Origin of the sequence: Sphingomonas sp. 179-I 2A4 NHS, from assembly GCF_045369135.1 — a bacterium.
Taxonomy (GTDB): domain Bacteria; phylum Pseudomonadota; class Alphaproteobacteria; order Sphingomonadales; family Sphingomonadaceae; genus Sphingomonas.
On sequence record NZ_JBIQFL010000001.1, the window covers coordinates 376,281 to 398,356 of the forward strand.

Sequence of the window (22,076 nt, forward strand, 5' to 3'; positions counted from 1 at the left end):
TGATGGCCAGACGCTTGCGGTTACTGCGCAGCGCCGAGCTGCTGGAGGACGAAGGCGCCCCATTCGGCATTCTGGCGGTAGCGTTCGAAGCGGCCGGACTTGCCGCCGTGGCCGGCCTCCATGTTCACGCGGAACAGCAGCGGATTGCTGTCGGTCTTCTTCTCACGCAGGCGCGCGACCCACTTGGCGGGCTCGTAATATTGCACCTGGCTGTCCCACAGGCCGGTGCCGACGTACATTGCCGGATAGTTCTTCGCCGCCACCTGATCATAGGGCGAGTAGCTGAGCATATACTCGTAATATTGCTTCTGTGCCGGATTGCCCCACTCATCATATTCGAAGGTGGTGAGGGGGATGGATGCGTCGAGCATCGTCGTCACCACATCAACGAACGGCACCTGCGCGACGATCACCTTGTAATCTTCCGGTGCCATGTTCGCGACGCCGCCCATCAGCAGGCCGCCTGCCGAGCCGCCCATCGCGGCAACACGGCCCTTGGCGGCGTATTTCTGCGCGACGAGATAGCGCGTGACGTCGATGAAGTCGGTGAAGCTGTTCTTCTTGTTCAGCAGATGACCGTCATCATACCATTGGCGCCCCATTTCCTGCCCGCCGCGGATGTGCGCGATGGCGTAGATGACGCCGCGATCAAGCAGACCGATGCGGCCCGGATCGACCGCCGGATCCATCGAGATACCGTAGCTGCCATAGGCATATTGAAAGAGCGGCGCGGTGCCGTCACGCTTCACGCCCTTCTTGTAGACCAGGCTGACCGGGATCTTCGTGCCGTCCCGCGCGGTCGCCCAGACGCGTTCGGTGACGTAATTGGCGGGATCGTAGCCGGGCACCGGCGCGACCTTCAGCACGCGGCGCTCGCCCGTCTTCGCGTTCACCTCGTACGTGGTGGTCGGCGTGACGAGCGACCCGTAAGTGTAGCGCACCCACGGCGTCTCGGGCTCCTCGTTGACGTCGAGCGCCATGCGATAGGCGGGCTCGTCCGCCTTCACGGGGAGCGACTTGCCCGCGGCATCCAGCAGGCGGATCATGCGATTGCCGCCTTCGCGCTGGTCGATCGCGATGAAGCCGGCGAACGGCTTGAAGTTTTCGATGAAGACGGTGTCGCTGGCGGGCGTCAGATCTCTCCAGGCGGCGGTGCCGCTGCCGACCGCGTCATCGGCGGCGGTCATCAGCGTATAGTTCTTGTGGCGCAGGTTCGTGCGGATGATCCAGCGGCCGTCCATGTGATCGGCGGAATAACGCAGCTCGCGCTTGCGCGGCGCGATCGTCTGGAACGCGGTGGGCGCGGTCGCGGCAGGGGCGCAGCGCTGCTCGTCACTGACGGTCGACTGCACGAAGACGCAGATGAAGCGGTCGTCCATCGTGCGGGCGATGCCCATCTGGAACGTGTCGTCCTTCTCCTCGTAGAGCAGCTTGTCCTGCGCCACCGGCGTGCCGAGGACGTGCGCCATGACCTTGTAGCCGCGCAGCGTCGTCGGCTCCTTGGCGACATAGAGGATCGTGCGATTGTCGTCGGCCCAGATGATGTTCGGTTCGACGTTGGTGATCGTGTCGCTGAGCAACTGCCCGGTGGCGAGGTCCTTCACCTTCAGCGTGTACTGGCGTCGGCCGACGGTGTCCTCGGCATAGGCGACCAGGCGATTGTCCGGGCTGACCTGCCAGTCGCTCAGCGCGAAGAAGCTGTGGCCCTTCGCCATCGCCGGCTGATCGAACATGATCTCGACCGGCGCGGTCTTCTCGCCCTTGCGGCGCTCGACGATGGGATAGTCGGCGCCGGTCTCGAACCGCGTCTGATACCAATAGCCGTTCTTGCGATAGGGGACGCTGGTGTCGTCCTGTTTGATGTGGCTGACCGTCTCCTGGTACAACCGGTCCTGCAGCGGCTTCAGCGCGGCGAGGGCGGCATCGGTGTAGCCGTTCTCCGCCTTGAGATAGGCGAGCATCTCCGGGTTCTTCCGGGTGTCGTCACGCAGCCAGTAATATTCGTCGGTGCGGGCACCGTTGGGCGACGTGACCTGATGCGGCTTCTTTGCGGCGCGCGGCGGCGTCGCCGTCTGCGCCGCGGCGCTGGCCGCCAGGGTGAACGCCGCGCCGGCGAGCAACATCTTCCGCATCATCAACCCCCAAGCAAATTCGTTGCTCGTGATACGACAGGCGGGGCAGGACGCAAGCGGGCGCAGTGTGGCCCTTTGCGTTTGGCTCAGCCGCGCTTGCGTGCCTGCCGGTACGTGCCGAGGACGCGGACCCACTTGGTGTGGAAGCCGAGTTCCTCCATCGCGCGATCGAGGTTGTCGTCGCCCGGCTTCCCCTCGACATCGGCGTAGAAGTCGGTCGCGGCAAAGGTGCCGCCGCGCTGGTAGCTTTCGAGCTTCGTCATGTTGACGCCGTTGGTCGCGAAGCCGCCGAGCGCCTTGTAGAGCGCGGCGGGGACGTTTCGCACCTCGAAGATGAAGGTCGTCATCCATGGGCCGTCGCCGGGGATTGGGCGGTTCTCGCGCGCGAGCGTGACGAAGCGCGTCATGTTGTGATCGGCGTCCGCAATGTCGGTCGCCAGAAGATTGAGACCGTAGATCTCCGCGGCCGCCGGCGGGGCAAGCGCAGCAACTGTGGCATCGCCCTTTTCGGCGACGACGGCCGCAGCGCCGGCCGTGTCAGGGTAAGCAATGGGCTGAATGTCGTGCGCCCGAAGCCAGTGGCGGCATTGGCCGAGCGCCTGCGGATGGCTCATCGCCGCACGCACCTCGTCCCGCGTCCCAGTGCTCATCAAGGCGTGGCGGATCGGCAGGAAATGCTCGCCGGTGATCACCAGTCCCGATTCGGGCAGCAGGAAGTGAATGTCCGCCACGCGGCCATGGAGTGAATTCTCGATCGGGATCATCGCATGGTCGGCGAGCCCCTGCTTCACCGCGTCGATCGCATCCTCGAACGAAAAGCAGGGCAGCGGCAGGCCTTCGGGAAACGCTTCGGTTACCGCGACATGGCTGTTCGCACCGGGCGCGCCCTGAAAGGAAACGGCGCGCTGCGGTGCCTGAGCGGCAGCGGCCGCCATGCGAGCGACGATCGGGCGAGCGGGAGCGGCGAAGTTTTCCATGATGTAGCGCGGGTCGTTAGGCGAGGGGCCGCGCCCCCTCAAGCGTGCTTGCCGTGGCCGAAACGCTTTTCTATGGGACGGCCAAACGTTTCAGGGGCGACTGCGCAAAATGGACGATCGGAACAACACGATTGCGGGCTGGGTGCTGGCTGCGTGCGGGGCTGCGCTCGGCTTGTCGATCGTCGGCGGCATGATCTTCCACTCGAGTGAACCCGAGAAGCCTGGCTATCCGATCGAGGCCGCCGAAGAGGCTGGCGGCGGCGCCGCAGCAGCGGTGCCGATCGCGACGCTGCTGCCGACGGCGGACCCCGCGAAGGGCGCGGACGTGTTCAAGAAGTGCGCGGCGTGCCACACGATCAACCAGGGCGGCGCGAACGGCATCGGCCCGAACCTGTGGGCCACGATGGGCGAGGCCGTCGGCCAGGGTAAGGGCGGCTTTGCCTTCACCGATGCGCTGAAGAAGGTCGGCGGGACCTGGGATTTCGAGAAGATGGACGCGTGGCTGACCAGCCCGCGCAAGTTCGCACCGGGCACGAAGATGACCTTCGCTGGCCTCTCCAACCCGCAGGACCGCGCGAACCTGCTCGTCTACATGAACCAGCAGGGCTCGAACCTGCCGTTGCCGGCAGCGCCCGCGGCGGGTGCAGCGCCGGAAGGCGACGGCGGCAATGTCGTCGAGGGCGCCAGCGGCGCGGCACCGGGGGCGGCGAATGCCGTCGATGCGGTGGAGAAGGATATCCGCGGCGAGACCGGCGAGCTTGCGAACACCGCGACGCCCGCGAGCGGCGCACCCTCGGTCGATCCGGCGGCGCAGAAGCAGAACAAGTAAGTTCGCGAAACGCGCCGCTGCGCGCGGCCGCGACGTGTTCGAACTGAAGTAAAAGCCGTCTGCGGTTTCTGCCCGGGAGCAGTGCCGCAGACGGCTTTTTTGTTATGCTGGGTCGATGTCGGCCTCCAGAGGCCCAAAGGGCGCTCTGACGGCCCGGAGCGCGTCAGGCGGAGGCCGCCTCGCGTTCGGTACGCTCCTGGTAGAAACGCTGCACCACGGCCCAGCCTTCGGCAGCGCTTTCGACATAGGTGAAGATGCCGAGATCGCGTTCCGAGATGACGCCTTCCTCGACCAGCGCCTCGAAGTTGACGACTCGCTCCCAGAACTCGCGGCCGAACAGAAGCACCGGAATCGGCGCGACCTTCCCGGTCTGGATCAGCGTCAGCAGCTCGAACAATTCGTCGAACGTGCCGAAGCCACCGGGGAAGGCGGCAAGCGCGCGCGCGCGCAGCAGGAAGTGCATCTTGCGCAGCGCGAAATAGTGGAACTGCATCGACAGCGACGGCGTCACATAGGGATTGGGCGCCTGTTCGTGCGGGAGCACGATGTTGAGGCCGATCGATTCGGCGTGAACGTCCGCCGCACCGCGATTCGCCGCTTCCATGATCGACGGGCCGCCGCCGGAGCAGACGACGAACTGCCGCTTGCCCTGCTCGTCACGCGGGAAGTTGCTAGCCTGCCGCGCGAGCTCGCGGGCCATTTCGTAATATTTCGACTTGGCGACCAGCCGCTCCGCGACCGGACGATGCGCCTCATCGGCCATGTCGAGCATCGCCTGCGCCTTCGAGGGCTCCGGGATACGTGCAGAACCATAGAAGACGAAGGTCGAGCCGATATGTGCTTCCTCAAGCAGCAGCTCGGGCTTCAGCAGTTCAAGCTGGAAACGGACCGGCCGAAGATCCTCGCGCAGCAGGAAATCCATGTCCTGGAAGGCGAGGCGATAGGCGGGATTTTCGGTCTGCGGAGTGGAGATGCCCGTCTTGGCAGATTCGGCATCCTGGCGCGCGCGCGGAAAAACGCGGCTTGGAACTCGTGTTTCAGTCATTTCGACAGCCAATAAAGGACTTTGTGAGCCGGAGCGACGGATAAATATGCCGCAACCGGGAGGGCCCGGACGGCGCCTGGAGCGAAGAGGGCGGGTGAAAAGAAAGGGGGCCGCCCGGTTTCCCCGGACGGCCCCACCCTCTCCTAGCTGTGAAGCTTGACGCTTAGCCGGCGGAAGACAGGTTGACGGCGGCATACTTGCCGCGACGGTCAACCTCGATCTCGAACGACAGACGATCGCCTTCGTTGAGACCCGCCATACCGGCGCGCTCGACCGCAGAAATGTGCACGAAGGCGTCGGGCTGCCCATCGTCGCGCTGGATGAAGCCGAAGCCCTTCATGGCATTGAAGAACTTGACCGTGCCGGTCGCCTTCTCGCCAGTCAGCTGACGCTGCGGCGCACCACCCGCACGCGGGCCACGATCGCCGCCCGGGGCGCCGAAGCCGCCGTCACGCGGTGCGCGCTCGGTGACCGGAAGCGGTTCGCCTTCGATCTTGAGGTCGGTTGCCGAGATACGGCCGCCACGATCGACCAGCGTGAAGCCGAGCGGCTGCCCTTCGGCGAGCGAGCTCAGGCCAGCCTGCTCGACTGCCGAGATGTGAACGAACACGTCCTCGCCGCCGTCATCGCGAACGACGAAGCCGAAGCCCTTCTGCGCGTTGAAGAACTTAACGACGCCCGTGCCTTCGCCAACGACCTGCGGGGGCATACGATTGCCGCCGCCGAAGCCGCCACCACCGCCGCCGCCGCGGAAACCACCGCCGCCGCCGCCGAAGCCGCCGCCACCACCGCCGCGGTATCCACCGCCGCCACCGAAGCCGCGATCACCGCCGCCGAAGCCGCCGCCACCAAAACCACCGCCGCCAAAGCCGCCACCAAAATCGCCGCCGCCGAAGTCGCCGCCACCGAAATCATCGCGCTTGTCGCGTCCGCGCCCGCCACGATTGCCGCGGCCACCTTTGTCGTAAACCATAAACCCTGTTCGTCTTCCCGCTCCGTCCCGCCGATCGGTCAAGCCTTGCGCGATGGACGGCCACGCAAGGCTTCGAGGCGCGAAATCCAGTGCGCCACGAGACTCGTCATAGCGCATTGCGCGGCACTCCGCGAACAGAATCGTCGCGCAAACAAAGTATTCGCCGCTATTCATTGCGGAACTGTCGCGTTGAAAGCACAATCCGTCGCATGTTCGACTTAGTTGGCGCAGGATTTTTGCCGCTTGTTGAGCCGCGCGTCACAGCACGCTAGGGCGCGTCATGGCCGTATTTTTCCACGAAGAAGATTTGCCCGGTGACGTGTTCGCACCCGGCGCCCCGCTTGCCGTCGATACCGAGACGATGGGCCTCATCACGCCGCGCGATCGGCTGTGCCTGGTGCAGATCTCGGACGGGCAGGGCGACGAGCATCTGGTGCGGTTCAATCCCGGATCCGACTATGTCGCGCCGAACCTGCGGGCTGCGCTCGCTGATCCGGCGCGGCTGAAACTCTATCATTTCGGCCGGTTCGATATCGCCGCGATCCGCCATTACATGGGGATCGTCGCTGCGCCGGTATATTGCACAAAGATCGCGTCGCGACTGGTGCGGACCTATACCGACCGACACGGGTTGAAGGAGCTGGTACGCGAACTTCTGGGGCAGGATATTTCGAAGCAGCAGCAATCGTCGGACTGGGGCGGCCCGGAATTGAGCGAGCCGCAGCGCGAATATGCCGCGTCCGACGTCCGTTATCTCCATCGCCTGCGGGAAGAACTCGATCGCCGCCTGGCGCGCGAGGGCCGCACCGCGCTGGCGCAGGCATGCTTCGACTTCCTGCCGCATCGGGCCGAGCTCGATCTCGCGGGATGGCCAGAGACCGATATCTTCGCGCATGTCTGAGATTGCCGTCCGTGAACGTACCGCACGGCAGCGCTGGGCGATGCCCGGCAGCCGGCACGATCGGCTGGTGGGGATCACCCACTGGCTGCTGCCGGTGCTGATCGGTGTGCTTGCGGCGTTCCTGGTGATGGCCCCGCTGACCACGGGGGGCGACGTTTCGTTCGTCCTCGACAAGAACAAGGTTGAGGTCGCCAAGGAGCGGCTGAAGATCCAGAAGGCGCAATATCGTGGTGCCGATGCGAAGGGGCAGCCGTTCACGCTGAACGCGGGATCCGCTGTGCAGAAGAGCTCCGCCGAGCCGGTCGTGCAGCTGAATGATCTTGCGGCGCAGATCCGGTTGACCGACGGGCCAGCGCAGCTGACCGCGCCGAGTGGCCGGTACGACATGGAAAGCGAGCGGATGAACGTGAACGGGCCGATCGCCTTCCGTGGGCCGGATGGGTACACGCTCGACACCAACAATGCGGTCGTCGATCTCAAGAGCCGCCGGCTGCAATCAGAAGGCGCGGTGAGCGGGACCGTTTCGCAGGGAACGTTTACCGCCGATCGCCTGGACGCGGACCTTGAAGCGCGCACGGTGACGCTTCGTGGCAATGCGCGCTTGCGCGTGAACCCGCGAGGTACGAGATAGCGCCGCATGAAACGCGCCGTTCTCCTCTCCATTCTGATCGCCTCGGGTGCGAGCGCCCAGACGCGCCACAATTCCAATGCCCCAATCGATTTCGGCGCCGACACCATCGAATTGCAGGACCGGGCGAATCGCGCCGTTCTGTCGGGCAACGTCGCGGTGCGGCAGGGCGAGATGACGTTGAACGCGGCGCGGATGACGGTGATCTACACCGGCCAGGTGATCGGCGGTAACCCGCAGGTCTCCCGGCTCGACGCGTCCGGCAACGTGATCGTGAAGCGACCGGACCAGACCGCGCGCAGCCAGTACGCGGTCTATGACCTCAACAAGCGCGTGATCACCATGGTCGGCGGCGTGACGCTGACGCAGGGCGGGAACACCGTCCGGGGCGCAAGGCTGACGATCAATCTCGACACGGGCCGGGCGGTAATCGACGGTTCCTCGGTACGTGGTGGATCGAGCGGTTCTGGCGGCAATGCAACGACGGCGCCGTCTGGCCGCGTGACGGGCACCTTCTCCGTCCCGAAGCGCAATTAGCGTTTCGCCCGGACTTTCCTATGTTGTGGCCCTTATGCATGAATCCTGCCAATCGTTCTGCCTGAACGGCCCGATAACCATGATCTGCGAGGGGGAGGCGAGGAATGGATGACGTGACGACCCTGAGCGAGGTGGAAGCCATCCACGAGGCGCCGACCGCGAGCGGGCTGCAGGTGGTTTCGATCGCCAAGTCCTACGACAAGCGAATCGTGCTGAGCGACGTCTCGGTTTCAGTGGGGCGCGGTGAAGTGGTCGGGCTGCTTGGACCGAACGGCGCCGGCAAGACGACGTGCTTCTATTCCGTGATGGGGCTGGTGAAGCCCGACGCGGGGCGGATCATGCTCGACGGCGAGGATATTACCGGCCTTCCGATGTATCGCCGCGCGATCCTGGGGCTGGGGTATCTGCCGCAGGAAACCTCGATCTTCCGCGGCCTGACGATCGAGAAGAATATCCTGACCGTGCTTGAGCTCGCCGAGCCGGAGCCGGCCGAGCGCAAGCGCAAGCTCGATCAGTTGCTGGAGGAGTTTGGCCTGACGCGGCTGCGCGATGCGCCCGCGATGGCGCTGTCGGGTGGCGAGCGGCGGCGAGCGGAGATCGCGCGTGCGCTGGCGGCGGATCCCTCGATCATCCTGCTCGACGAGCCGTTCGCCGGCATCGATCCCTTATCGATCGCCGACATCCGCGATCTGGTGAAGGACCTGAAGCGGCGTGGGATCGGGGTGCTGATCACCGACCACAATGTGCGCGAGACCCTTGATATCGTCGACCGCGGCTACATCATCTATGACGGCCGCGTGCTGTTCAGCGGCGCGCCTGCCGATCTCGTGGCAGATCCCAACGTACGCCGGCTCTATCTGGGCGAGAGCTTCTCGCTCTGAGGCCATGCGTAGCGCGTCCTTCCTCCTTGTCATTCCGGCGACGGCAGGGGCGGCGCGTAACGGGGGCCGCTCATGAGCCTCGCGCCGCGGCTCGACCTGCGCCAGTCACAATCGCTCGTGATGACGCCGCAGCTGCAGCAGGCGATCAAGCTGCTGACGCTGTCCAACCTCGAGATCGAGGGCGTGATCGCGGAGGAGATCGAGAAGAACCCGCTCTTGGAGAGTGCGCCGCCAAGCGACGACGGGCCGGCGATCGAGCGCGAGCCCGAGGTAAAGCGTGACGAGCCGGCGCCGACGGATGAACTGGTGGTGGCGGGCGAGGCCGCGGGCGAATCGCTGGATGTCGATATCGCCGCGGAGCGCTTCGACGATGGGCCGGGTGACCGTGTTTCCGGTGACGGGCTGGGTCTGACCGGCGCGAGCAGCGGGGCGGGAGAGGAGGCTCCGGATCTCGACAGTTTCGCCGCGAGCGATGTGTCGCTGGCCGATCATCTGTTGCAGCAGGCCGGCGAGGTGGTGACTGGCGCTGATCTGTTCGTGGCGCAGCATCTGATCGATCTGATCGATGAGGCGGGATATCTGACCGAGAACCTGCTCAGCGTGGCGAACCGACTTGGCGTGCCGCTGGCGCGGATCGAGCAGGTGCTGGCGGTGATCCAGGCGTTCGACCCGACCGGCGTCGGAGCGCGCGATCTGGCGGAATGCATTGCGCTGCAGGCGAAGGAAGCGGATCGCTACGACCCTGCGATGGCGCGGCTGATCGATAACCTCGATCTCGTCGCGCGCGGGGACCTCGCTCGGCTGAAGCGCATCTGCCAGGTGGACGACGAGGATCTGGCGGACATGATCCGCGAGCTGCGCAGCTATGATCCCAAGCCCGGCTGCCGTTACGGCGGGGAGCCGGTGCATGCGGTGACGCCGGATTTGCACGTGCGCCGCACACGGGGCGGCTGGGTGGTGGAACTTGACAGTGCAACGCTGCCGCGGGTGCTGGTCAACCGCCGTTATTATTCGGAACTGTCATCGGGGCCGCAGGACAAGGCGTCGAAGGCGTGGCTGGGCGACATGCTGGCGAGCGCCAACTGGCTCGTGAAGGCGCTGGACCAGCGGCAGAAGACGATCATCCGCGTCGCGACGGAGATCGTGCGCCAGCAGGAAGCTTTTTTCCTGAAGGGCGTCGCGCATTTGCGCCCGCTGACCCTGCGCCAGGTCGCGGACGCCATCGAGATGCATGAATCGACCGTCAGCCGGGTGACGTCGAACAAGTATCTGAGCTGCGCGCGCGGGCTGTTCGAACTGAAATACTTCTTCACGTCTGCCATCCAGTCGGCGGATGGTGGCGATGCCGTTTCCGCGGAGGCAGTGAAGAGCGCGATTAGGTCACTGATCGCCAATGAAGGCGCCAAGGTGCTGAGCGACGACACGATCGTCGAACTGCTGAACGCCAAGGGCTTCGATATCGCGCGGCGCACCGTGGCCAAATACCGTGAAGCGATGGGGATCGGCAGTTCGGTCCAGCGCCGCCGGCAACGCGCGCTCGGCGGCGGCTGAACCTGTGCTGCGTGGCCTCAGTCGAGGAGGCGACGCGGAACCTTCACCTTCATGTCGAGCAACTGCTGCCCCTTGCCCTTGGCGAGCGGATCGAGCCGCAGGCTGGCGAATTGCCCACCGCCGAGCGACTGGATGCAGTGAAGGTTGACCGCGTTCATCCCCGGCAGCTCGTAACGACGTACCTCGGGATGCGTGGCGCCTTCGAATTCATGCGCGAAGAAGGCTTTCACGGCATCCTCGGTCAGCGCGGCGCGAATCCACGGGAGGAGTTCGGGTCGGCGGGCGATCACGCCGACGTTGAACGCGTCGCCCTTGTCTCCCGAGCGTGCCCAGGCGACCTCGATGAGCGGAACCTCGACCAGATCATCCTCGTCGGCCGGGCCGTCCTTTACCACGGGGCGCGTGATCATGTTCGGCGTGAAGGGCGTGGCCGGGGCCGGGTTCTGCACTGAGAGCGTCTCCGCGCCGAGCGAGACGCGCGGCTCGACCGAGTTGCCGTCCACCAGGAAGGAAAACACCTGTGCCACCGGGCTGATCGTCGGGCGCGCGCCGAACCAGCCGGTGGAGCCGACGCTCATCGACGTGGTGGGGGAATCAAATTCGCGCATCAGGATGCCGAGCGCCTCGGCATCGTCATGCTCGGCGCCAATGCGGGCGATGACTTCACGGGACGAGGAAAGCGCCGGGTTGGCCTGTGCGCCGTAGCTTGCCTCGGTGCCGAGCAGCTCCACGCGGGTGTCGCGCAGCGGCGGGAGGTTGCGGCCGCGGAGCATCTCGCCGACGCGGGTGAGCACCGCATCGGCCTGGGCCTGGGCCTTCCTTGCGGCGTCGCGACCCACGACCGGCATGATGCCGATGAAGCGATGGCCGTTCTCATAGGTGACGCATGTCTTGAGCTTGCCGGTCGGTGGATAGCCCTTGGCATTGGAGACGCGCACGCGATGCTCGCCTTCCGCCGTGACCTTCAGCTGCGAGAAATCGCAGACCACATCGGGCAGCGCATAGGCCTGGGGATCGCCGACCTCGTAGAGGATCTGCTCGGACACCGCAGCAGGCGAGACGAGCCCGCCGGTACCATCCGGCTTGGTGACGATGAAATCGCCGTCGGCGTGGCATTCGATGATCGGGTAGCCGATGTGTGCCCAGTCCGGCACCTTCTCCCAGTCGGTGAACAGGCCGCCCGTAGCCTGTGCGCCGCATTCGATGACATGGCCGGCGAGCGAGCCTGCCGACAGTCGATCGTGATCGTCCGGGCCCCAGCCGAATTCATGCATCAACGGCCCGAGGGTGAGCGCACTGTCCACCACGCGGCCGGTGATGACGACGTCGGCGCCCGCTGCGAGTGCTGCCGCGATCGGGCCGCCGCCGAGATAGGCGTTGGCGGTCCACACCTTGCTGGGATCGGGGAACGGGGCGCCGGAGAACATCTCCGTCGTGCCGCTTGCGGCGAAATCAGGCACGCGGGCGATCAGATCGTCGCCGGTGACGATCGCGATGCGGAAGGAGAGGCCGACCTCTGCCGCGATCGCTTCCATGCGGGCGCGGCACGCTTCGGGATTGACGCCGCCGGCGTTGGTCACCAGCCGGACGCCCTGTTCCTTGAACTCGCGCAGGTTGTCCTTCCACACCCATTCGGTGAAATCGCGCGCATAGCCCTGATCCGGGCGAACCTGCTTCAACTGGCCAAGCGGCGCCATCGTCGCTTCGGCGAGATAATCGAGGATCATGTAATCGAGCTTGCCGCCCGCCAGCAGTTGCGGTGCGGCGACCGAACTATCCCCCAGGAACCCGCCAGCGCCGCCGATCCGGACCACCTTGCCCATCATACTCTCCCAATGTTTTGCGGGAGCGGTAATGGAAAGGGGCGGGGAGGCAAACCTCCCTCTCGGCGTGAAGCGCCAAAGAGGGAGGGGGGATCAGCTCAGTCGGCGAAAGGATCGCGCACGAGGATCGTGTCCTCGCGTTCCGGACTGGTCGAGACCAGCGTGACCGGGCAGTTGATCAGTTCCTCGATGCGGCGGATGTACTTGATCGCCTGTGCCGGCAGATCGGCCCAGCTGCGCGCACCGGCCGTCGACTGCGACCAGCCTTCCATCGTCTCGTAGATCGGCTCGACCGCCGCCTGATCGGCCGCGTGCGAGGGGAAATAGTCCAGCGTCTCGCCGCGCAAGCGGTAGCCGGTGCAGATCGAGATGGTTTCGAAACCGTCGAGCACGTCGAGCTTCGTGAGCGCAATGCCGGTGATGCCGCTGACCGCCGCCGACTGGCGGACGAGAACGGCGTCGAACCAGCCGCAGCGACGCTTGCGCCCGGTGACCGTGCCGAACTCATGACCACGCGTGCCGAGACGCTCGCCCGTCTCATCGTCGAGCTCGGTGGGAAACGGGCCGGAGCCGACGCGGGTCGTGTACGCCTTGGCGATACCCAGAACGAAGCCCACCGCACCCGGCCCGAGGCCCGACCCACCGGCGGCTGTGCCGGCAATGGTGTTGGACGAGGTGACGAACGGATAGGTGCCGTGATCGATGTCGAGCAGCACGCCCTGCGCACCTTCGAACAGGATGCGCCGGCCCGCGGCGCGGGCCTCGTTCAGGTCCCGCCACACCGGCTTGGCAAAGGACAGGACGAAGTCGGCAATCTCGCGCAGGTCCGCCAGCAGCCGCGCCCGATCGATCGGGGGCTCGCCAAAGCCGGCGCGCAGCGCATCATGATGCGCGGTGAGGCGATCAAGCTGCGGATCAAGATCGTCGAGATGCGCCAGGTCACACACACGCAGTGCGCGACGGCCGACCTTGTCCTCATACGCGGGGCCGATGCCGCGGCGGGTGGTGCCGATCTTGCCCGCACCGCTCGCGTCCTCGCGCAGCCCGTCGAGATCGCGGTGGAAGGGGAGGATCAACGGGCAGGTATCGGCGATGCGCAGCGTGTCGGGGGACACCTTCACGCCCTGACCCGACAGCTTCTCGACCTCGGCCTTGAGCGCCCAAGGATCGAGCACCACGCCATTGCCGATCACCGACGGCGTGCCGCGCACGATGCCGGAGGGGAGGAGCGACAGCTTGTAGACGTTCTCGCCGACGACCAGCGTGTGGCCGGCATTGTGGCCGCCCTGGAAGCGAACGACCATGTTGGCGCGCTCGGCCAGCCAGTCGACGATCTTGCCTTTGCCCTCGTCACCCCATTGGGCGCCGATCACCGCTACATTCGCCATGGATACGATACTCCCCCTGCCGGGATGACCCTGGCCGCCCTTCGACAGGACTCGGCAGCCAGGAGGGACCAGAAATGCGCCGCGGCGGGTAGCGGGGGGCGCAGTGCGCTGTCAATCGCCGAGCGGGCGTGCCTCGCCTTCGACGAAGAGATGCGTGCACAATTGCTTCTCAGGCGTGTCGCCTGCTTCAAGCGCCGCGACCGTCACCCAGCCGGCCGCGCGCATCGCCGCTGCGTCCGCATCCTTCGTGCCGAGCGGCAGGAACAGGCGGCGGCGTTCGGCCGCGGCATCGCGGGCGATCGCCCCGGCAAAAAGCGAGAAGCCCGTGGCGGCTTCTTCCGCGCCGTTTTCGTGGACGAGCATGTAGGTGCCGCCGCGCCCGACCTCGCGCGTCGCACCTTCCGCGAATAGCGAGAAGCCGAGCCACGTCTGATATTCGAAGCCGTGACGTTCGGTCGGATCGAGCGTGAGCGTCGCCTTGTCTCCGAGCGCGTCGGCGATGGCGGCAAGGCCGTCGAGGCGGGAGGACAGGACACCGCTGGTGTCGAAGGCCCGCAAGCGTGCGATCGCGGCATCGAAGGGGCCGGCCGCCTCGATCAGCGGGAGGTAAGCCGGCGCGATCACCGCCACGGCGCCGGCATCCTTGGCATCGAGGCGCTCGCGCAATTCGTCCACGCGATCGACCGGCAGCGGGCCGGCGGCCAGCGTGTCGACCAGATCGGGCAGGGTGAAATCAACCGACACGCCGCGCGCCCCGGCGGCCGACAGGGCCTCCACGGCGACCAGCACCACCTCGCGGGCGGCGGCGACCGAATCGAGGCCGATCAGCTCACAGCCGATCTGGCGTGCCTCGCGATCCGGCTGGAGCGCAGCGCCGCGCAGCTTCAGCACCGAACCGGCATAGCTGAGGCGCACGGGGCGCGGGTGATGCGCCATGCGGGTGGCGGCGATGCGCGCAACTTGCGCGGTGATATCGGGGCGAATCGCCATGTTGCGCTGGCTGACCGGGTCGACGAAACGGACCGCATTGGAGAGGCCGCCGTCCTTCAGACGCGATCCCAGGCCGTCGGCGAACTCCGCAAGCGGCGGATCGACCCGCTCATAGCCATAGCCATGCGCCACGCCGAGCACCCGAGCTTCCACCGTCGCGGCGGCATCGGCGTGGGGGGGCAGGCGATCGCGAAACCCCTCGGGAAGCAGGCTGGCATAGGTCATGGCCGCGCGCATACCCAGCCGCCGGGCGGAGCGCCAGCCGGAGCGAGCGCAGGCGTGAAGCTACGCGCCCTGCGGCAGCACGGGACCCGGGGCGGGCGCAGGCGGTTCCGACACGGCGGGCTGAGTTGCTTCGGGAAGGGTGCGCACGACCGGCGGTGGGGTGATCCGCGGTGCCGCGGCGGGCGGGGCCTCTTCCGCCGAAATCTCCGAGGACCGCTTGCGCACCTCGATCGGCGCGGTCGGGGCCTCGGACATCGGGCTGGAATTGCGCGGCGCCTTGCCCTTCAGCTCGTCGATCTCGTTCTGGCGGCGCTGCAGGTAGAAATCGCGCGAGCGGGCATAAGGATCGGCCTGCCCGTCATGAAGCTGGTGCTGGGTCTCGTCGAACTCGGCGCGGTGGTCGAGCACGCCAAGTACGCCCAGAGGCACTGCAACCTCGGGCTTGGTGACCCGCGAGCCATAGACGAACGGGAAGATGAGCCTGTCGATCGCGCCGCCGATCAGATCGCGCGGCGTTGTCGGCCCGACGATCGGAAGGAAGAGGAACGGGCCGGATTTCACGCCGTAGAAGCCGAGCGTGTTGGTGAAGCCGTTGCTGCGGCGCTTCCACCGGAAGGGCTTGCGCTTCGCGATGTCGAACAGGCCGGCGACGCCCACCGTGGTGTTGATCACGAAGCGCGCCGCGGTTTCCAGCGCGCGGCCGAACTTCAGCTGAAGCACGAAGTTCAGGAAAACGACCGGTTCGCGCATGTTGTAGAGGAAGTTGTGGATCCCGTCGCGCACCGGCTCGGGCAGGGTGTTCTTATAGGCGAGCGAGATCGGGCCGATCACCGCCTTGTCGACGGCCATGGTTGCGTCGAAGGCCATCTGGTTGATCCCGGCGAGTGGATCGGGCGCCTCCCATTCGGCTTTGCCGGTGATGACGATATCGGGGGATGGCGATTGCGCGCCGCTGTCACTGGGCGTCTGCGCTTGGGCCGCTGCGGGGGCGACGCCGCCGGCCGGCGACTGTACAATCGCGGCCGATCCTGGTGCGAAGATGGCAACCGATGGCGCGGGATGGGCCGGAATGGTTGTGGAAAGGGGGGGTATCGGCGGCGGACCGGGCAGCGCAGGCGGCGTAAAGAGCATCGCACCGGCAAAAATCAACGCGCTCACCTGCCGCCCCCTGATGGTCGCGCCATTGCCCATGGCGCGCCCGGAACGGTGACGGGCTATCCGACGGATGGCAACAGGAATTGCCAGTCCGTCGAACAGCCCGTGAGACAGATCAGAACTTCAGGCCCATCGCGGTCTTTACGCCCGGCAGCGCCTTCACCTTGGCGAGGAGGTCCGCCGTCACCGGCTCGTCGACCGACAACAGCAGCACGGCTTCGCCGCCCGCCTGACGACGGCCGAGGTGGAAGGTGCCGATGTTGACGCCGGCCTCGCCCAGCGTCGTGCCGAGGCGACCGATGAAGCCCGGCGCGTCCTCGTTGACGACGTAAAGCATCGCGCCGGTGAGATCGGCCTCGACCTTGATGCCGAACAGCTCGACGAGGCGCGCGGCCTGATCGCCGAACAACGTGCCGGCGACCGAACGCTCACCGTCGGCGGTGCGGACGGAAACGCGGATCAGCGTGTGGTAATCGCCCTCACGCTCGGTGCGGATCTCGCGCACTTCCATGCCGCGCTCACGGGCGAGGAGCGGCGCGTTGACCATGTTCACCGTATCGGTCTGCGTGCCGAGGAAGCCCTTCAGCACCGCGCTGGTCAGCGGCTTGGGGTTCAGCTCCGCCGCGGCGCCTTCCATGTGGATCGAGATGCGATCGATCGCGCCATGTGCCAGCTGGCCGACGAGGCTGCCGAGCTTTTCGGCAAGGCCCATGTACGGCTTCAGCTTGGGCGCTTCCTCAGCCGTGAGGCTGGGCATGTTGAGCGCGTTGGTGACGCCCCCCGACACCAGATAATCCGCCATCTGCTCGGCGACCTGGATCGCGACGTTCACTTGCGCCTCGGTGGTCGACGCGCCGAGGTGCGGCGTGGAGATGAAGTTCGGCGTGCCGAACAGCGGGCTTTCCTTGGCCGGCTCCGTGACGAACACGTCGAGCGCGGCGCCGCCGATATGGCCGCTGTCGAGCCCTTCCTTCAGCGCCGCCTCGTCGATCAGGCCGCCGCGTGCGCAGTTGATGATCCGCACGCCCTTCTTCGTCTTGGCGAGGTTCTCGGCCGACAGGATGTTGCGGGTCTGGTCGGTCAGCGGCGTGTGCAGCGTGATGAAGTCGGCGCGGGCGAGAAGCTCGTCCAGCGTCACCTTCTGCACGCCAAGCTCGATCGCGCGCTCCTCGGTGAGGAACGGATCGTAGGCGACAACCTTCATCTTCAGGCCCAGCGCGCGATCGGCGACGATCGAGCCGATGTTGCCCGCGCCGATCAGGCCCAGCGTCTTGCCGGTGACCTCGACGCCCATGAAGCGGTTCTTTTCCCACTTGCCCGCCTGGGTCGACTTGTCGGCCTCCGGCAGGTCGCGGGCGAGCGCGAACATGAGTGCGATGGCGTGTTCGGCGGTGGTGATCGAGTTGCCGAAGGGGGTGTTCATCACGACCACGCCCTTCGCGCTAGCCGCCGGGATGTCGACATTGTCGACGCCGATGCCGGCACGGCCGACGACCTTGAGGTTGGTCGCCGCCTCGAGGATCTCCTTGGTGACCTTCGTCGAGCTGCGGATCGCCAGGCCATCATATTGGCCGATGATCGCCTTCAGCTCTTCCGGCGTCTTGCCAGTGATTTCGTCCACTTCCACGCCGCGCTCGCGAAAGATCTGCGCGGCCTTGGGATCCATTTTGTCGCTGATGAGAACCTTGGGCATGGGATAGTCCTTTGCCTGCACCGTCGCCCCGGAACTGATCCGGGCCCGCCATCTGCGGCGCAACGGTGAGAAGAAGCGTGACCCCGGATCAAGTCCGGGGTGACGCAAGGGAGGGGTGGTCTTCAGGCCGCCTTGGCGGTCGCGTAGGCCCAGTCGAGCCACGGGCCCAGCGCGACGATATCCGCGGTGTCGACCGTAGCGCCGCACCAGATGCGCAGGCCCGGCGGGGCATCGCGATAGCCGCCAATATCATAGGCGGCGCCCTCTGCCTCGAGCAGCGAGACCATCTTCTTGATCACCGCTTCGTCGGCATCGACCGTCAGGCAGACGCTGGTGGTCGAGCGCGAGGCGGGATCCGTCGCGAGATGCCCGAGCCAGTCGCGGGCGGCGACGATCTCGTCGAGCGCCCTGGCGTTCGCATCGGAGCGCGTGATGAGGCCGTTCTCGCCCAGCGACTTGGCCCATTCGAGGCTGAAGATCGCGTCTTCGACGGCCAGCATCGACGGGGTGTTGATCGTCTCGCCCTTGAACACGCCCTCGGTGAGCTTGCCTTTGGAAACGAGGCGGAACACCTTGGGCAGCGGCCAGGCGGGCGTGTATGTTTCGAGCCGCTCGACCGCGCGGGGGCCGAGGATCAGCACGCCATGCGCGCCTTCGCCGCCCAGCACCTTCTGCCAGGAGAAGGTGGCGACATCGATCTTGTCCCACGGCAGGTCGTACGCGAACACACCGCTGGTCGCGTCAGCGAAAGAGAGGCCTTCGCGATCGTCAGCGATCCAGTCACCGTTCGGCACGCGAACGCCGCTGGTGGTGCCGTTCCAGGTGAACAGCACGTCGTTCGACCAGTCGACCGCGTTCAGATCGGGCAGCTGGCCATAATCGGCGCGGATCACATTCGGGTCGATCTTGAGCTGCTTGACGGCATCCGTCACCCAGCCTTCGCCGAAGCTTTCCCAGGCAAGCGCGGTGACCGGGCGGGCGCCCAGCATCGTCCACATCGCCATCTCGAACGCACCGGTGTCCGAACCCGGAACGATGCCGATGCGGTGCGTATCCGGAAGCTTCAGCAGCTCGCGCATCAGATCGATGCAATATTGGAGGCGCTGCTTGCCGATCTTCGAGCGGTGCGACCGGCCGAGCGTGGCGTCGGCCAGCTTGGCGGCATCCCAGCCGGGAGGCTTGGCGCAGGGGCCCGAAGAAAAATAGGGTCGTGCCGGCTTTGCGGCAGGTTTCGCAGGCGCAAGAGTGGCGTCGGCGAGCGTCGTATCAGTCATGTCTGACTCTCCTTACAGAGAGCACGCGCGGCGTTGGGACCGCGTGGCCCGCCGACGGCCCTAGAGGCGGTTCGCCGATGTAGCAACCACGATCAGCGCCGCGGGACTCGTTTCGTCCGCCTGCACACACTGTTCGGCGGAGCACCAAGGCGGGCTGCTTTCCTTCTGCAATCAGGGCAGAAATAGAAGATCAACGCGCCGGAAGAATGATCAGACAGGCGCGAATGGGGGAAGTGTGCGTACCGTCATCCTGCTGGCCGCCATCGCCATGCTCGCCGCGTGTGGCCGATCGGAGCCCCCCAAACGAAGCGATTCGCGCAGCCCCGGGCCGCGGGTGGAGGGCCCGTCGCCGCGCGAGACGGCGCAATGCCATCGCGATCTGCGCGAACTGGGCGTTGCGTTCGAGCCGCTGCCGGATCGGCAGTTCGGCCCGGGTTGCGGCATCGTCGGCACGGTGAAGCTGCTCGACATCGGCGTGCCGACGACGAACCTCGGCGCGGTGCGATGCGGCCAGGCGCGCACCTATGCGCAATGGGCGCGCAACGCGGTGGGGCCGGCGGCGTACCAGATCCTGGGCAGCGAACTGACCAAGATCGAGAGCATGGGAAGCTACAACTGCCGCAACGTCGCGGGCACGGCGCGCCGATCGGGCCATTCGATCGCCAATGCGATCGACATCGGCGCGTTCCAGCTGAAGGACGGGCGGCGGATCACGATCTTGCAGGACTGGAACTCGCCGGACCCGGCGGTGCGACGGTTCCTGCAGACGATCAGCGGCTCTGCCTGCAAGCGGTTCGGCACGGTGTTGGGCCCGAACTACAATTCAGCGCACCGCAACCACCTGCACCTCGAGGACGACAAGGCAAAATTCTGCCGCTGATCGGGAAGCGCGCTTTCCCCTTCGATCAGCTTGCGATTACTTGGCGCGGGCGGCGGCGATCGCGTCCTGCAACCGATCGAGCGGCTGCGCGCCGGACAGGACCTTGTCACCGACCACCCAGGTGGGCGTGCCCGTGAGGCCGAGCTTGCCGGCGAGCGTTAGGTTGCTGGCGATTTCGCTATCGGCGTCGTCCGGCACCTTGGTCAGGTCGACACCGGTGCGGCGGGCGGTGGCGGCGATGGTCTCCGCGCTGAGCGGCCCTGCGGCGTAGAGCGCGTCATGGAACGCCTTGAACTTGCCCTGCGCCGCGGCGGCGAGCGAAGCGCGCGCGGCATCGCGGCTTTCGTCGCTGAGGATCGGCAGCTCGCGGAAGACGATGCGCAGCTTGGGATCGGCCTTCACCAGTTCCTCGAGGACGGGAAGGCTCGCGCGGCAATAGCCGCAATTATAGTCGAAGAACTCGACCAGCGTGACGTCACCCTGCGGGTTGCCCATCACCGCGCTGCGATAGGGCGTCTCCAGCCGCGAACGATCGGCGCCGATGGCGCGCGCGCTTTCCCGTTCCTGCAGCTTTTGCATCGCCTCGGGGATGATCTGCGGATTGGCGAGCACGTAATCGTGCACGATCCGCTCGATCTGGGCCTTGTTGGTGGTGGAGACGTCAGCCGGCGCGACACGTTCGGCAAGCCACACGCCGCCGGCACCGAAGGCTGCGCCGAGCAGCACGAGAAGCAGCAATTGCAGGCGATTCATCGACGCTTGCGCTTGCCGCTGTCGAGATCGTTCTGTGCAGTCATCGCGATATCCTGAGCCCGGATCCAGTCCGAGGTATTTTGTGGGATGCCGGCCATGGCGGCGCGTGCGCTGAGCGCCGCGGTGCGCGAATCGCCCATCATGCTGGCGCGCTCGGCCGTGGCGAGCGCGGCGCGCGCGCTGTCACCGGTGAGTTCGTAGATCGTCCCGAGCTGGACCCAGGCGAAGGGATTCTGATCGTCGCGCGCGACCGCGGTGCGCAGCACGCTCTTCGCCTCGTCGTAATTCGCCCGATCTTCGGTGGCGATCAGCGCATGGCCGAAGGTGGTGGCGATCAACGGATTGTTGCGCGAGCCATTGGTCGCTTCGCGCAGCGGGGCGAGCGCTTCCTTCGGCTTGCCGGCCTCGAGCAGGATCTGGCCCTTGATCTCGAGGAAATAGGGGTCGTGCGGTTTGGCCAGCACCAGCGCTGCCGCTTCCGCATCGGCTTTGTCCGGGTAGCCGCCGCGGTGGTAGGCATAGGCCCGGGCGTAGTGGCCGTAGATGGTCTGGTTGCTCTCGGGGTATTTCTGCAGCGCCTGCGCGGGCGGGAGGAGATAGCCGTCGAGCTTCGCCTGGACGCGCTTGAACCGTTCTTCCCAGTCCTGGTTCAGCGGCTTGTTCCAGGCGGGCGACGACTGCAGCGATTCCGAGATGGCGGCGATACGCTCCGATGACACCGGGTGGCTGAGCATATACTCGACCTTCCGGGTGATGCCGTAGCGATACTCCAGCTGCTGCATCGTCTTGAAGAAGTTCAAATACCCCTTGCCGGTGATTCCGGCGCCATTGAGATATTTGACGCCCGCGGCGTCGGTCGATGCTTCCTGCTGGCGCGAGAAGGCGAGATACTTGCCCATCGCTGCCTGCTGGCCAGCGGCGAGGAGGCCGGCGCCGGCCTCGCCAGCGCCGGCCGCCAGTGCGGCGATGCCGAGGACGACGGAGAGCAAGGTGATGCCGGTCGCTTCCTGGAAGCCGCGCCCGGACAGCGAGACGTGGCCGCCGGTGATATGGCCAAGCTCGTGCGCGATGACGCCCTGCACTTCATTGGCCGTCTTGGCGGCCTGCAGCGTGCCGGAATTGACGTACACGATCTGGCCGCCGGCGACGAAGGCGTTGATCGAATCGTCGTTGACCAGAACCACCTTCACGTCGCGCGGCGAGAGGCCGGCGGCGGTGACGAGCGGCGCCGTCATGTCGGTGAGCAGCGCTTCGGTTTCGGCGTCGCGCAGGATCGACTGCGCCTGCGCCGGCTGGGCCCAGGCGAGGCTGACCACCGCCGCGACGGCGACGATCCGGATCGAGGAGCGACGACGCGTCATTCGGCGCTGGCCGGGATCAAGTCGTTGAAAACCATGCGCCGGACCAAGCAGGCAGTGGGCTTAACTGCCGCTGAAGCCCG

General features: G+C 66.3%; 19 protein-coding genes. 7 read left to right on the forward strand and 12 right to left on the reverse strand.

The genetic code is table 11. The features are described 5' to 3' along the window. Window positions 1-20: 20 nt before the first annotated feature. A complete protein-coding gene (locus ACH0CP_RS01695; RefSeq protein WP_294442259.1) occupies window positions 21-2,132 on the reverse strand; it encodes a S9 family peptidase in 2,112 nt (703 codons plus the stop codon). An 86-nt stretch (window positions 2,133-2,218) separates the two neighbouring features. Further along, complete coding sequence (locus ACH0CP_RS01700) at window positions 2,219-3,109, reverse strand: prephenate dehydratase (protein WP_294442258.1); 891 nt, start codon at window positions 3,107-3,109, stop codon at window positions 2,219-2,221. Window positions 3,110-3,218: 109 nt separating this feature from the next. Between ACH0CP_RS01700 and ACH0CP_RS01705 the strand changes: the two genes are divergently transcribed. Beyond that, window positions 3,219-3,938, forward strand: a complete 720-nt coding sequence (locus ACH0CP_RS01705) for a cytochrome c family protein (RefSeq protein ID WP_294442257.1) — start codon at window positions 3,219-3,221, stop codon at window positions 3,936-3,938. Between the two features lie 163 nt (window positions 3,939-4,101). Here ACH0CP_RS01705 and ACH0CP_RS01710 read toward each other — a convergent pair whose 3' ends face one another. After that, the gene (locus tag ACH0CP_RS01710) at window positions 4,102-4,983 is read right to left on the reverse strand and encodes an LOG family protein (RefSeq protein WP_294442256.1); all 882 of its coding nucleotides are present in this window, start codon (window positions 4,981-4,983) and stop codon (window positions 4,102-4,104) included. Window positions 4,984-5,146: 163 nt separating this feature from the next. Then, the gene (locus ACH0CP_RS01715) at window positions 5,147-5,956 is read right to left on the reverse strand and encodes a cold-shock protein (protein ID WP_406888476.1); all 810 of its coding nucleotides are present in this window, start codon (window positions 5,954-5,956) and stop codon (window positions 5,147-5,149) included. A gap of 280 nt (window positions 5,957-6,236) precedes the next feature. Between ACH0CP_RS01715 and ACH0CP_RS01720 the strand changes: the two genes are divergently transcribed. The 5 genes from ACH0CP_RS01720 to rpoN all read left to right on the forward strand — a co-directional run bounded on the left by ACH0CP_RS01720 (window position 6,237) and on the right by rpoN (window position 10,454). Further along, window positions 6,237-6,857, forward strand: a complete 621-nt coding sequence (locus tag ACH0CP_RS01720; RefSeq protein ID WP_294442254.1) for a ribonuclease D — start codon at window positions 6,237-6,239, stop codon at window positions 6,855-6,857. Then, the gene (lptC, locus tag ACH0CP_RS01725) at window positions 6,850-7,488 is read left to right on the forward strand and encodes an LPS export ABC transporter periplasmic protein LptC (protein ID WP_294442253.1); all 639 of its coding nucleotides are present in this window, start codon (window positions 6,850-6,852) and stop codon (window positions 7,486-7,488) included. Before ACH0CP_RS01720 ends, lptC begins: the two co-directional genes overlap by 8 nt. Window positions 7,489-7,494: 6 nt before the next feature. Continuing rightward, window positions 7,495-8,022 carry an LptA/OstA family protein gene (locus ACH0CP_RS01730; protein WP_294442252.1) on the forward strand — a complete coding sequence of 176 codons (528 nt, stop codon included), beginning with the start codon at window positions 7,495-7,497 and terminating at the stop codon, window positions 8,020-8,022. Between the two features lie 104 nt (window positions 8,023-8,126). Further along, window positions 8,127-8,903, forward strand: a complete 777-nt coding sequence (gene lptB / locus ACH0CP_RS01735) for an LPS export ABC transporter ATP-binding protein (protein ID WP_294442251.1) — start codon at window positions 8,127-8,129, stop codon at window positions 8,901-8,903. Between the two features lie 72 nt (window positions 8,904-8,975). Then, complete coding sequence (rpoN, locus tag ACH0CP_RS01740; RefSeq protein ID WP_294442250.1) at window positions 8,976-10,454, forward strand: RNA polymerase factor sigma-54; 1,479 nt, start codon at window positions 8,976-8,978, stop codon at window positions 10,452-10,454. 17 nt (window positions 10,455-10,471) lie between these two features. On the opposite strand, the gene ACH0CP_RS01745 is transcribed toward rpoN, so the two are convergent. From ACH0CP_RS01745 to ACH0CP_RS01770, 6 genes are all read right to left on the reverse strand, one after another. Beyond that, on the reverse strand, window positions 10,472-12,277 hold the full coding sequence (locus ACH0CP_RS01745; protein ID WP_294442249.1) for an acyclic terpene utilization AtuA family protein: 1,806 nt from the start codon (window positions 12,275-12,277) through the stop codon (window positions 10,472-10,474). Between the two features lie 98 nt (window positions 12,278-12,375). Then, window positions 12,376-13,665, reverse strand: a complete 1,290-nt coding sequence (locus tag ACH0CP_RS01750; RefSeq protein ID WP_294442248.1) for an adenylosuccinate synthase — start codon at window positions 13,663-13,665, stop codon at window positions 12,376-12,378. Between the two features lie 111 nt (window positions 13,666-13,776). Beyond that, a complete protein-coding gene (locus ACH0CP_RS01755) occupies window positions 13,777-14,880 on the reverse strand; it encodes an ATP phosphoribosyltransferase regulatory subunit (protein WP_294442247.1) in 1,104 nt (367 codons plus the stop codon). Between the two features lie 60 nt (window positions 14,881-14,940). Beyond that, window positions 14,941-16,038 carry a VacJ family lipoprotein gene (locus ACH0CP_RS01760; protein ID WP_294442246.1) on the reverse strand — a complete coding sequence of 366 codons (1,098 nt, stop codon included), beginning with the start codon at window positions 16,036-16,038 and terminating at the stop codon, window positions 14,941-14,943. Window positions 16,039-16,150: 112 nt separating this feature from the next. Further along, window positions 16,151-17,728 (reverse strand): phosphoglycerate dehydrogenase, encoded by a 1,578-nt coding sequence (gene serA / locus ACH0CP_RS01765; RefSeq protein WP_294442245.1) that lies wholly within the window; start codon window positions 17,726-17,728, stop codon window positions 16,151-16,153. A 122-nt stretch (window positions 17,729-17,850) separates the two neighbouring features. Beyond that, window positions 17,851-19,002 carry a phosphoserine transaminase gene (locus ACH0CP_RS01770; protein ID WP_294442244.1) on the reverse strand — a complete coding sequence of 384 codons (1,152 nt, stop codon included), beginning with the start codon at window positions 19,000-19,002 and terminating at the stop codon, window positions 17,851-17,853. Window positions 19,003-19,237: 235 nt separating this feature from the next. Here ACH0CP_RS01770 and ACH0CP_RS01775 point away from each other — a divergent pair, with 235 nt between their 5' ends. Beyond that, window positions 19,238-19,882, forward strand: coding sequence for an extensin family protein (locus ACH0CP_RS01775; protein WP_406875387.1), 645 nt, complete (start codon window positions 19,238-19,240; stop codon window positions 19,880-19,882). Between the two features lie 36 nt (window positions 19,883-19,918). Here ACH0CP_RS01775 and ACH0CP_RS01780 read toward each other — a convergent pair whose 3' ends face one another. Both ACH0CP_RS01780 and ACH0CP_RS01785 read right to left on the reverse strand, forming a co-directional pair. Further along, complete coding sequence (locus ACH0CP_RS01780) at window positions 19,919-20,635, reverse strand: DsbA family protein (RefSeq protein ID WP_294442243.1); 717 nt, start codon at window positions 20,633-20,635, stop codon at window positions 19,919-19,921. Further along, window positions 20,632-21,996 (reverse strand): M48 family metalloprotease, encoded by a 1,365-nt coding sequence (locus tag ACH0CP_RS01785; protein ID WP_294442242.1) that lies wholly within the window; start codon window positions 21,994-21,996, stop codon window positions 20,632-20,634. Before ACH0CP_RS01785 ends, ACH0CP_RS01780 begins: the two co-directional genes overlap by 4 nt. Window positions 21,997-22,076: the final 80 nt, after the last annotated feature.